Annotated in this window: 10 protein-coding genes and 1 pseudogene; 10 read left to right on the top strand and 1 reads right to left on the bottom strand. The window is 45.8% G+C overall.

Features of this window, described 5'->3' with window-relative positions; all coding sequences use genetic code 11:
- Positions 1-145 precede the first annotated feature (145 nt).
- The 7 genes from DXA13_RS20215 (at position 146) to DXA13_RS20185 (ending at position 5263) form a co-directional block, all read left to right on the top strand.
- Positions 146-1549, top strand: coding sequence for a glutamate synthase-related protein (locus tag DXA13_RS20215; protein WP_118246796.1), 1404 nt, complete (start codon positions 146-148; stop codon positions 1547-1549).
- A 44-nt stretch (positions 1550-1593) separates the two neighbouring features.
- Entirely contained in the window at positions 1594-1953 is a 360-nt protein-coding gene (locus DXA13_RS20210; RefSeq protein ID WP_118246795.1) for an arsenate reductase family protein, read from the top strand.
- Positions 1954-2107: 154 nt separating this feature from the next.
- Positions 2108-2584 carry a spore coat protein CotJB gene (locus DXA13_RS20205; protein WP_181995768.1) on the top strand — a complete coding sequence of 159 codons (477 nt, stop codon included), beginning with the start codon at positions 2108-2110 and terminating at the stop codon, positions 2582-2584.
- Positions 2585-3205 carry a manganese catalase family protein gene (locus DXA13_RS20200; protein WP_118246793.1) on the top strand — a complete coding sequence of 207 codons (621 nt, stop codon included), beginning with the start codon at positions 2585-2587 and terminating at the stop codon, positions 3203-3205.
- Positions 3206-3405: 200 nt separating this feature from the next.
- Positions 3406-3918: a ferritin gene (locus DXA13_RS20195; RefSeq protein ID WP_118246792.1), complete on the top strand. Its 513-nt coding sequence runs from the start codon at positions 3406-3408 to the stop codon at positions 3916-3918.
- Positions 3919-4067: 149 nt separating this feature from the next.
- Entirely contained in the window at positions 4068-4367 is a 300-nt protein-coding gene (locus DXA13_RS20190) for a hypothetical protein (RefSeq protein ID WP_118246791.1), read from the top strand.
- An 89-nt stretch (positions 4368-4456) separates the two neighbouring features.
- Entirely contained in the window at positions 4457-5263 is an 807-nt protein-coding gene (locus tag DXA13_RS20185; RefSeq protein ID WP_118246790.1) for an amidohydrolase family protein, read from the top strand.
- An 84-nt stretch (positions 5264-5347) separates the two neighbouring features.
- Here DXA13_RS20185 and DXA13_RS20180 read toward each other — a convergent pair whose 3' ends face one another.
- A complete protein-coding gene (locus DXA13_RS20180) occupies positions 5348-6115 on the bottom strand; it encodes a MurR/RpiR family transcriptional regulator (protein ID WP_181995767.1) in 768 nt (255 codons plus the stop codon).
- A 271-nt stretch (positions 6116-6386) separates the two neighbouring features.
- Here DXA13_RS20180 and DXA13_RS20175 point away from each other — a divergent pair, with 271 nt between their 5' ends.
- The 3 genes and pseudogenes from DXA13_RS20175 to DXA13_RS20165 all read left to right on the top strand — a co-directional run.
- Positions 6387-7988 carry a PTS transporter subunit EIIC gene (locus DXA13_RS20175; protein WP_118246788.1) on the top strand — a complete coding sequence of 534 codons (1602 nt, stop codon included), beginning with the start codon at positions 6387-6389 and terminating at the stop codon, positions 7986-7988.
- 47 nt (positions 7989-8035) lie between these two features.
- Positions 8036-9364 carry a 6-phospho-alpha-glucosidase gene (locus DXA13_RS20170; RefSeq protein ID WP_118246787.1) on the top strand — a complete coding sequence of 443 codons (1329 nt, stop codon included), beginning with the start codon at positions 8036-8038 and terminating at the stop codon, positions 9362-9364.
- A gap of 93 nt (positions 9365-9457) precedes the next feature.
- Positions 9458-10182 (top strand): annotated as a pseudogene (locus DXA13_RS20165) (collagen-like protein); the annotation flags it as partial.

The raw sequence follows: 10182 nt of genomic DNA, 5'->3' as shown, positions 1-10182 counted from the left end.
AAATAAAGAATATATCATATTAAAAAACATAGATGTTAAATTTGAAATAGCTGGAAGAAAAAGAAGATTGTAGGCAGGGCAGAATCTATGATATAATTATTGCAATGGTTTTTGATTTACAAGTTATAAATAAGGAGGGGAATACATGGCGGTTTACAAATGCAGAATATGCGGAACGATTTACGATGAGGAAAAGGAAGGGGTGCCTTTCGTGGAGCTGAAGGAGTGTCCTGTGTGTCATCAAAGCGCGGATCATTTTGAGCTGGCAGACGAAAGAAAGGACGCAGAGGAGATGCCTCCGGAAGATTCCGAACAGGAGGTTTCTGCGCTGGAATATGACAGGCAGTTTGTGCGGCACGATGCATCCTGCAGGTATATGGAAGAGATTCACCAGATGGCTGTTACAGGAAAGAGTCTTGGCGGCTCTATGGGAACGCAGATGAAAATGCCGAACTGGGATGACATACTGCTGTTAGGAGCACAGCTGAATCCTATGCCACTCGACGATCATGATCCTGTGGATACCATGACTGTGATCGGAAAACATGCAAAGAAACCGATGATTCTGAGCAGCCCCGTATATATTTCCCATATGTCTTTCGGTGCATTATCTAAGGAAATCAAAACTGCCCTTGCCAAAGGAAGCGCAAAGGCCAAAACAGCCATGTGCAGCGGAGAAGGCGGAATCCTGCCGGAGGAGAGGGAAGCGGCTTATAGATACATATTCGAATACGTGCCGAATCAATACAGCGTTACCAGGGAAAACCTGCAGAGTGCGGACGCCATTGAAATTAAAATTGGACAAGGTACGAAACCTGGAATGGGCGGACATCTTCCGGGAGAAAAGGTAACGCCTGAAATAGCTGCTATAAGGAATAAACCGGTGGGACAGGATGTTCAGAGCCCATCCAAATTCCCTGATATTAAGACGAAGGAGGATTTGAAAGAACTGGTCAGCCGGCTCAGACAGGAATCAGACGGCCGTCCGATCGGTATTAAAATTGCAGCAGGACGAATTGAACGTGATATGGAATTCTGTGTTTATGCAGAGCCTGATTTTATTACGATTGACGGCCGCGGCGGCGCGACAGGTTCCAGCCCTCTTTTTCTGAGGGAGGCGTCCAGTGTTCCGACCATTTATGCGCTGTACAGGGCAAGAAAGTACCTGGATTCCCTACATTCGGATATTTCCCTTGTGATAACCGGAGGATTGAGAATATCCGCGGATTTTGCGAAGGCAATTGCAATGGGTGCAGATGCGGTGGCAATCGCTTCAGCGGCGCTGATTGCGGCTGCATGCCAGCAGTACCGGATCTGCGGAAGCGGGAACTGTCCGATGGGAATAGCGACACAGGATAAAGAGCTGAGAGAGCGGCTGAAAGTGGAGACAGCAGCTGAGCGGGTTGCTAATTATCTGAACTGTTCCAAAGAAGAGCTGAAGACATTTGCAAGGGTGACGGGACATTCCAGCATACATGACCTTTCGGTAAGCGATTTGTGTACAATCAGCAGAGAAATATCAGAGTTTACCAACATTCCCCATGCATAAACAATGAAAATAAGATGAAAATAAAAAAATAATGAGGAAATAAAATGATACTTTTTATAGAATATCCCAAATGCAGCACCTGCCAGAAGGCGAAAAAATGGCTGGTGAGCCATAAGGTGGATTTTATCGACCGCCATATTGCAGATAATAATCCCAAAAAAGATGAGCTGACGGACTGGATCGGACGCAGCGGTCTTCCTGTAAAAAAATTTTTTAATACAAGCGGCATGAAATATAAGGAATTGGGACTTAAGGATAAACTGGCCGGCATGACAGAAGAAGAGCAGATTTCGATTCTGGCTGAAGATGGTATGCTTGTTAAACGGCCGCTTATCATCGGGGATGATTTTATTCTAGTGGGTTTTAAGGAAAAGGAATGGGAAGAGAGCAAGATACTGGCATAGTGAGATAAACCATTCAGACACATACTACTCATGCATGAAAATGCAATGTTTTCTGCAGACGGCGTTCTGCAAAAACCACTGTATTTCTGCCATGAGTTTTTTGTTTTATTTATTTAAGAAGCACTTTAACTATTTAGCGAAGGGAGACGATTGGATGAAAAAGGAACATCTGGCCATAGCCAGCGTACCCTGTCAGGAATGGGGACCACTTTATCCTGAAGGGCGCGCATTGAAGGTGGGAACGATATTTGAGGACCTGAACAAGCCTTTTTTTGCTGCAGACGGAGCGGTCGGCGAGACGGAGACCACACCGGCGACGGCAATCGGGGGAATGCTGAAAAATTCTCCCATAGTGAGTGCCGCAGACAGAGAGAGAAATGAGCTGCTACAGAAGATTGATGAAACAAGTTTTGTTTTGGATGATTTGATCCTTTATCTGGATACCCACCCGGAAGATAAAGAAGCATTGAAGCTTTATAATGAGAAGAACAAAATCAGAATGGAACTGAAAAAGGAATTTGCAGAAAAATTTTATCCTCTGGCAAGGGACTGTATGACTGTATGCGAAAAAGCAGACAACAGTTTTTGCTGGCAGGAAGGGCCGAGCCCATGGGAAGGAGCGTGCGTATAAATGTGGACTTATGAAAAGAGACTTCAGTTTCCAGTTAAAATTACAAAAACATGTCCGAAAACAGCCCAGCTTATCATAAGCCAGTACGGCGGACCGGACGGAGAATTATCTGCTTCCATGCGCTATCTTTCACAGCGTTATACCATGCCGGTTAAAGAAGTAGGCGGACTTCTGACCGATATAGGAACAGAAGAACTGGCGCATCTGGAAATCATCTGTGCGATGGTATACCAGTTGACGAAGAACCTGACGATCGAAGAAGCAAAGACGGCAGGATTTGACGCGTATTATGTGGACCATACGACTGCACTTTGGCCTCAGGCAGCGGCCGGGCTGCCATTTACAGCGATCGAATTCCAGTCAAAGGGTGACGCCATAACCGATCTGACGGAAGATTTAGCCGCAGAGCAGAAAGCCAGAACCGTGTACGACAACCTGCTCCGCATGATTACCGATCCTGAGGTTAGAGAACCGCTTAAATTCCTTCGAACGAGGGAAATCGTTCATTTCCAGAGATTCGGGGAGGCTTTGGAAAAGACGAAAGACAAGCTTGACTCTAATAATTTCTACTATTTCAACCCTGAATTTGACAAGAAGATGATGAAATCCTTCGGCAGATAATTGATGGAATGAATCACTAATGCAGGAAGTTCTTTATAAAATACAGGCATTTGACCGGCTGATTATGGTTGAGTGCCTGTATTTTTAGTGTTTGATTTCCGTAAATGGCCAGCAATTGCATAATTGTATTTTAGTGCAGAACAGGATATAATAATATATGGCTGAGAGAAAGAGCCAGAACATGAAAGGAGAGGAATACCATGTTAAATGAAAATGTATCAGGATTATTAAATGAACAGGTAAATAAGGAATTTTACTCAGCATATCTTTATCTGGATTTTGCAAATTACTATGAAGATGAAGGATTAAAGGGTTTTGCAAACTGGTATCGTGTACAGGCTCAGGAGGAACGCGATCATGCCATGCTGATGATACAGTATCTTCAGAATAATGATGAAAAGGTCACTCTGAAGGCGATTGATGAACCAGAGGACGAGTTGAAAGAAAAAATGGATCCGCTGAGGGCAGGGCTGAAACATGAAAAATATGTTACGAGCCTGATTCATGCCATATATGACGCTGCATATACGGTAAAGGACTTCAGAACCATGCAGTTCCTCGACTGGTTTGTAAAAGAGCAGGGGGAAGAGGAGCGGAACGCTTCCGATCTGATTAAAAAAATGGAGCTTTTTGGGGATGACGCAAAGAGCCTTTATATGCTGGATAATGAATTGGCTGCCAGAGTATACACAGCGCCGTCATTAGTCCTGTAGAATCCATAGAAGATATATCACGGTTCAGGCCGGTTGTACAGACGTCGAACGATTTGAAATCTTTGGCAGTATAGTTCTTTTTCTCCGGAGGAAACTAAACAATGAGGATCATTTTGATCTGAAGGCAGAAAAAGAAAGGAGATTGGCATATGATCGATTACGACTACGGTGATGAGGACATTCCGCTGGAAGATCTGGCGGGATACAATACCTTTGATCTGACCTATGACCCTAAAGTTGCGGCCATAGAAAAAGAAGAAATAGCACAGAAACGGCGCGGATATGATGACAGAGACAGATATACGAACCGCGCGGACATGCATGATACGAAGCCCTTTGAGAGATACAGCGGGGCGGCTCATGAAAAACATGTGAACCCGGACGGGATACGCGGAAAACTGGAAGTAACGGATACCAGAGACAGGCGTGACGGCCCGGGAGGCGACTGATTGAACAGATAGAAGAAAGTCCCGGCGGCCCATATGAGAAGGCGGCCCGGGACTTTCCTGTTTCTGTCGGAAAAAGGAGAAGACGGATCATGAAAATTATCGATGCACACCTGCACTTTTGCCCGGGGTATGAATATTTTGATGAAATCGCAGAGGCGGCAGGTCATGAGAATACGGAAAGCCATTTAAAAGAAATTTATGAAAATTTGGGGATTGCAGGAGGCATTGTTATGGGAAACCACGGACTGTCTCTGGAAGAGCACCAATACCCGGAGTTTCTAAAATACTGCATTGGTCTGGACAGTAGCTATATGGCAGAAAGAAACCTCACACAGGCGTATGACCTGATTGAAAAACACCTCCAGAGGGAGCGATGCGTTGGGATCAAGCTGTATCCGGGATACAGCCCTTATTACGTATCGGATCAGATTTACGAACCTGTTTATGAACTGGCGCAAATGTACAGGAAACCGGTGGCTGTACATATGGGTGAAACTGCAGGTTCCAATGCATATTTAAAATACAGCCATCCTCTGACTCTCGATGAAACGGCGGCCGATCATCCGCAAGTCACGTTCGTCATGTGCCATTTCGGCAATCCTTGGTTGATGGATGCTGCGGCTGTAATCGGAAAAAATGAGAATGTTGCGGCAGATATCTCCGGTCTGCTGGAGGGAAAAATTGATACAACTGAATTTTTGAATGAACAGAGAGGATACATCGAGGCGCTGCGGACGTGGATTTCATATTTGAGAAATTACGGGAAAATCATGTTCGGTACGGACTGGCCGCTGGCAAATCTGGAAGATTATATTCAGTTTACAAAGGAGATCATACCGGAAAAATATTGGGAGGATGTGTTTTGGAAAAGCGCATCCAGGATATATGGGATTTAACTGGGAACAGAATGAATCAATAACAAAGGGTATTGCAGGCGGGATTTTTTCCTTATTGCAATACCCTTCTTGATTATGGGAATATTATGCTTTGCCGGCAGGCCAGCTCCTTATATATTCAAGATAACGCCGGTATAGCGTTTCAAGGACCAGATTCAGAGTCAGATAAGAGACGCGCTGAATGGTTTCTCCGGGAGTCAGGGGGGTGGTCTGATAGTACAGATTATAGGGGGTAAAGGCAGCCAGCTCGTTTTTGGAAAAGCTTGTCACCGATATAATCGGTATGTTTAAAAGATTCAGTGCATGAATACTTTTGGAATAATCGGCTATTTCGCCGCTGTAAGAGGCAATAATAATCAGGTCACCCTCTTTCAGATAAGGAATTTGATTATCAAGTTCGTGTCGGGCCGGGATCAAAAAGATGTTTTTGGAACAGGAAACCATACGGGCGGAAAACTCTTTTATAAGATTGCGCTGGCAGTAACCGGTTCCATATGCAAAGATTCGATCGGCCTTATCAATGAGCTTGACGAATGGAGAGAAATTGACCGATTTCATCAGTTTTACAGTTGCATCAAGATCCTTTGTCAGGAGATCAAAGGTATCGAGAGATGGGGATTCCAGTAAAGAAAGCTGGCTGCGCAGGACGTATTTCAGCTCACTGTATCCGGACAGGCCCAGCTTCTGAGTCAGACGGATTATGGAGGCTGTTGAAATCATGCAGCGTTTGGAGAGTTCGCTGATGCTCAGACCCTGGCATTCGCTTTTATTTTTCATAATATAGCTCAATGCGAGCTTGTCATTTTCATTCAGTTTCCCGTGATTCTGATTAATCATCTCTTCTAATGTCATATAGGCAACCCCTTTTCCGTAATTCGTAACATAATCAGCTGTAAATATCATAACAGATTTTATCGCGGCAGGCAAATTTTTGTACAGTATGCACAGAAATATAGAAATAAATTTCAAGTTATGAAAAATATTAAAACATTTAAACTACAATTCTAAATCAATTTCAGATATTGAATAACAATTTGAAAAATGATATACCAATATCAGAGTACTTGAAGGCAATGTATGGCTGCAGCCGCTACAGGATTATGGGAAAGGGGAAATAAATAAGATGGGAAAAAACAAAGGGGTTATTTTAAAACTTCAGAAACTGGCCAAGGCATTTCTGGTGCCAATGGCATTAATTGCTGCCGCTTCTTTGGTGATGGGAGTTTCATCATTTTTTACAAATCAGCAGATACTGGAGCTGCTGCCGTTTTTAAATGCCGCTCCGGTACAGTATATTGCAGGCCTTTTTAATTCGGCGGGAAGTATCGTTATGAATAATCTTCCGCTGATCTATGCGATTACGCTGGCGGCGACGTTATGTGACGGTGACAGAGAATATGCTGCATTTGCCGGCGTTCTGGGATATCTGGCATTTCTTACCGGAATGAGCATACTTTTGACAAAGGTGCCGGGCGTAAGGGAGATGTATCCGGAAAAAACGATTGTTACAACATACGGAATAGAAACGGTGAATGCAGGAATGGTTGGAGGAATGCTGGTAGGAATCATGACCGCATGGATTCATTCCAAAATCCGCCATGTAAAACTTCCAACTGCATTTGCGTTTTTTCAGGGAAGCAGAACAGTGCCCTTTGTAAATGCGATTATTTTCATATTTGTCGGCCAGTTTTTCCCCTATTTGTGGGTATGGCTCTCAAAAGGCATCGAAGCATTGGCTGAGGTTGTTAAAAATATGGGGATTTTCGGCCCGTTTGTCTATGCCACGGTGGAAAAGCTTCTGATTCCTACGGGGCTTCACCAGATATGGAATACAGTCATCCGTGATACGGCTGTTTCAGGCACTTATGCATTTGCTTCCGGGGTGATTGAAGGCTGCCGTCCAGCATACTTCCAGTATCTTATTGAGGGGCTTCCTCAGGGAGCGAGCCTCGTAGAAATGGTCAAATTCCTTCGAGGTCCGCAGATTCCGATGATGGTATTTGCCCTTCCGGCCATTGCGCTGGCTATGTATCAAAGCGCAGATAAAGATAAGCGCAGTTCTGTTAAACCGCTTTTGATTGCAGGCGCGTTTACCGCATTTATGTCCAATATTTCCGAACCGATTGAATTTTTATTTCTGTTTACGGCACCGCTGCTCTATGTTGTGTACTCAGCGTTGAATGGGCTGAGCTATCTGCTGCTGTATCTGCTGAAAAGCCAGCTGGGCGGGACGACTTCCAGTATTCTGGGATTCATTCTCTATGGTCCGCTGAGACCGGAATCAAGATGGTATTTGACGCTGCTGGTCGGAATAATAGAAGGGATCGCCTGTTACCTGCTTTTCCGATGGGCAATCGTAAAATTTAATATTAAGACTCCGGGACGGGGCGGAGACAGTGATGAAGCCATGGCGTTTGCGGCAGAGATCAGCAATGTGCAGATCGGGCAGACCTCGGACGTAAAAGACAGGAATAATCCCAAGATTCTGAAAGCACAGATGATTATAAAGGGACTGGGAGGAAAAGATAACATCATCGAAGTGGACAACTGCATGTCCAGGCTTAGAGTCCGGGTGGAAGATATGAAGCTGGTGGATGAAGGCATTCTGCAGAAAACAGGCTGCATGGGAATTGTTAAACTTGACAGCCAGAGCATACAGGTGATTTACGGACTGACGGTTGGGATGATAAAAGAGACGATTATAAAGCAGCTGGAAAAAATGTAAAAGAAAAATATAGAAGATAAATATGGAAGATAAAGGAGAAAAATAACATGAAAAAAGCATCTGTATTAATAGCCGGAGGCGGCAGCACTTATACACCGGCAATTATAAATATGTTAATGGCAAATCTGGACCGGTTTCCGATCCGTAAGCTGAAGTTGTACGATATCGATGAGGAACGCCAGAATATAGTGGCGAATGCAGCCAGAATTATTGTGAAAGAAGAGGCTCCGGATATCGAGTTTGAGGCGACGACGGATCCTGAAACGGCTTACACAGATGTAGATATCGTAATGGCTCACATTCGCGCCGGAGGACTGCCCATGAGGGGACAGGATGAAAAAATTCCATTAAAATACGGTCTTGTGGGACAGGAAACATGTGGACCCGGCGGTATTGCATATGGTATGCGCTCCATCGGCGGGATGATGGAAAATATTGAATATATGGAAAAATACTCTCCCGATGCATGGATGCTGAATTATTCAAACCCGGCTTCGATTGTGGCCGAAGCGTGCCGCAGGATAAAACCAGATGCAAGGGTAATCAATATCTGCGATATGCCGATTGGACTGGAAGACCGGATGGCGAAAATGGTCGGACTAAAATCGAGGTATGAAATGACCGTGAGATATTTCGGACTGAATCATTTTGGCTGGTATACCTCCATAAAAGATAGAGAAGGCAACGAGCTGCTTCCAAAGATCAGAGAATACATAGCAGAAAAAGGATTTGTCGTAGATGAGAACGAGTATTTGTATGACAACCGGGAAAGCTGGAAATTTACTCATTTGAAAGCGAGAGATTTGCAGAAGATAGAACCGGAATTTGTTACAAATACATATCTTAAATATTACCTGTTCGGAGATGACGAGGTCGCCCATGCAAATCCGGATTACACAAGAGCGGATGAGGTGATCGGAGGACGGGAGAAGAGTGTATTTACCGCATGCCGGGAAATTGCAAAGAAAGGCACGACAGAAGGCAGTCTGATCAGGAAAGACAATCATGCTACGTTTATCGTAGACCTGGCTCATGCGCTGATGACGAATACCCATGAACGAATGCTGCTGATTGTTGAGAACCAGGGCGCGATTGAAAACATCGATTATGACACAATGGTTGAGATCCCGTGTATTGTTGGAAAAGACGGCTATGAGCGTATGCATATCGGAAAAATACCGGTGTTTGAAAAAGCACTTATGGAACAACAGGCCGCTGTAGAGAAACTTGTTGTCGAGGCATGGATAACAGGCAGTTATCAAAAGCTGTGGCAGGCATTGACGCTGTCAAAAACAGTCCCAAGCGCAAATGTGGCTAAGGCAGTGCTCGATGATTTGATTGAAGCGAACAAGGGGTACTGGCCTGAATTGAATTAGAAAAATTGAACCGGTAAATGCACGGCTGACGGCACAAAACTTGACCAAAAATCATATGATATAGAGAAACAGGGTTTCAGGAGGAACAAGTTTATGTTTCAGAATTATCCAAATGGATATTCGAACGGAGATAATTGTCCGTCAGAAAATGGGTTTATAAATAGGCCGGGTTGTGGAAATCATGGAGGCCCGGGAGGAAATGGCTGTTGCGGCCGGCCGATTCCATGCTGTCCAGGCCCGCAGGGACCCCAGGGACCAAGGGGCTGCCCAGGGCCGCAGGGACCTCAGGGACCGAGAGGCTGTCCGGGTCCACAGGGGCCAATGGGCCAGCAGGGGGTTCCGGGAGCAACCGGTCCGAGAGGCCCCCAGGGAGTTCCCGGATTACAGGGAGTTCCCGGACCTCAGGGAGTTGCAGGTGTGACAGGTCCAATGGGCCCACAGGGCCCGCAGGGTATACCGGGTCCACAGGGTCTCCGTGGAATAACGGGCCCACAGGGTCCACAGGGAGTAACCGGCCCACAGGGTATACAGGGAATTACCGGTCCTACCGGGTTAATCGGCCCGCAGGGATATGTAGGCCCAACCGGTCCGACTGGTTCTCAGGGTGCTGTGGGCCCAACCGGAGCTACGGGAGCCACCGGACCCCAGGGCTTTGCCGGAGAGGCCGGTCCGACCGGACCTAGTGGAGCGACAGGAGCCACGGGAGCTACGGGAGCAACCGGAGCAGCCGGAGCCACAGGTAGTGCAGCCGGAGCCACAGGTAGTGCAGGAGCCAGAGGTGCCACGGGAGCAACAGGAGCCACGGGAGCCGCCGGAGA

This window comes from Clostridium sp. AM58-1XD, assembly GCF_003464085.1.
Classification (GTDB): Bacteria; Bacillota; Clostridia; order Lachnospirales; family Lachnospiraceae; genus Lachnoclostridium_A.
This window is presented reverse-complemented; position numbering and strand designations above follow the sequence as displayed.

Coding starts and splice junctions, on each gene's coding strand:
- DXA13_RS20215 (WP_118246796.1), top strand. CDS start 146: ATGGCGGTTTACAAATGCAGAATATGCGGAACGATTTACGATGAGGAA.
- DXA13_RS20210 (WP_118246795.1), top strand. CDS start 1,594: ATGATACTTTTTATAGAATATCCCAAATGCAGCACCTGCCAGAAGGCG.
- DXA13_RS20205 (WP_181995768.1), top strand. CDS start 2,108: ATGAAAAAGGAACATCTGGCCATAGCCAGCGTACCCTGTCAGGAATGG.
- DXA13_RS20200 (WP_118246793.1), top strand. CDS start 2,585: ATGTGGACTTATGAAAAGAGACTTCAGTTTCCAGTTAAAATTACAAAA.
- DXA13_RS20195 (WP_118246792.1), top strand. CDS start 3,406: ATGTTAAATGAAAATGTATCAGGATTATTAAATGAACAGGTAAATAAG.
- DXA13_RS20190 (WP_118246791.1), top strand. CDS start 4,068: ATGATCGATTACGACTACGGTGATGAGGACATTCCGCTGGAAGATCTG.
- DXA13_RS20185 (WP_118246790.1), top strand. CDS start 4,457: ATGAAAATTATCGATGCACACCTGCACTTTTGCCCGGGGTATGAATAT.
- DXA13_RS20180 (WP_181995767.1), bottom strand. CDS start 6,115: ATGACATTAGAAGAGATGATTAATCAGAATCACGGGAAACTGAATGAA.
- DXA13_RS20175 (WP_118246788.1), top strand. CDS start 6,387: ATGGGAAAAAACAAAGGGGTTATTTTAAAACTTCAGAAACTGGCCAAG.
- DXA13_RS20170 (WP_118246787.1), top strand. CDS start 8,036: ATGAAAAAAGCATCTGTATTAATAGCCGGAGGCGGCAGCACTTATACA.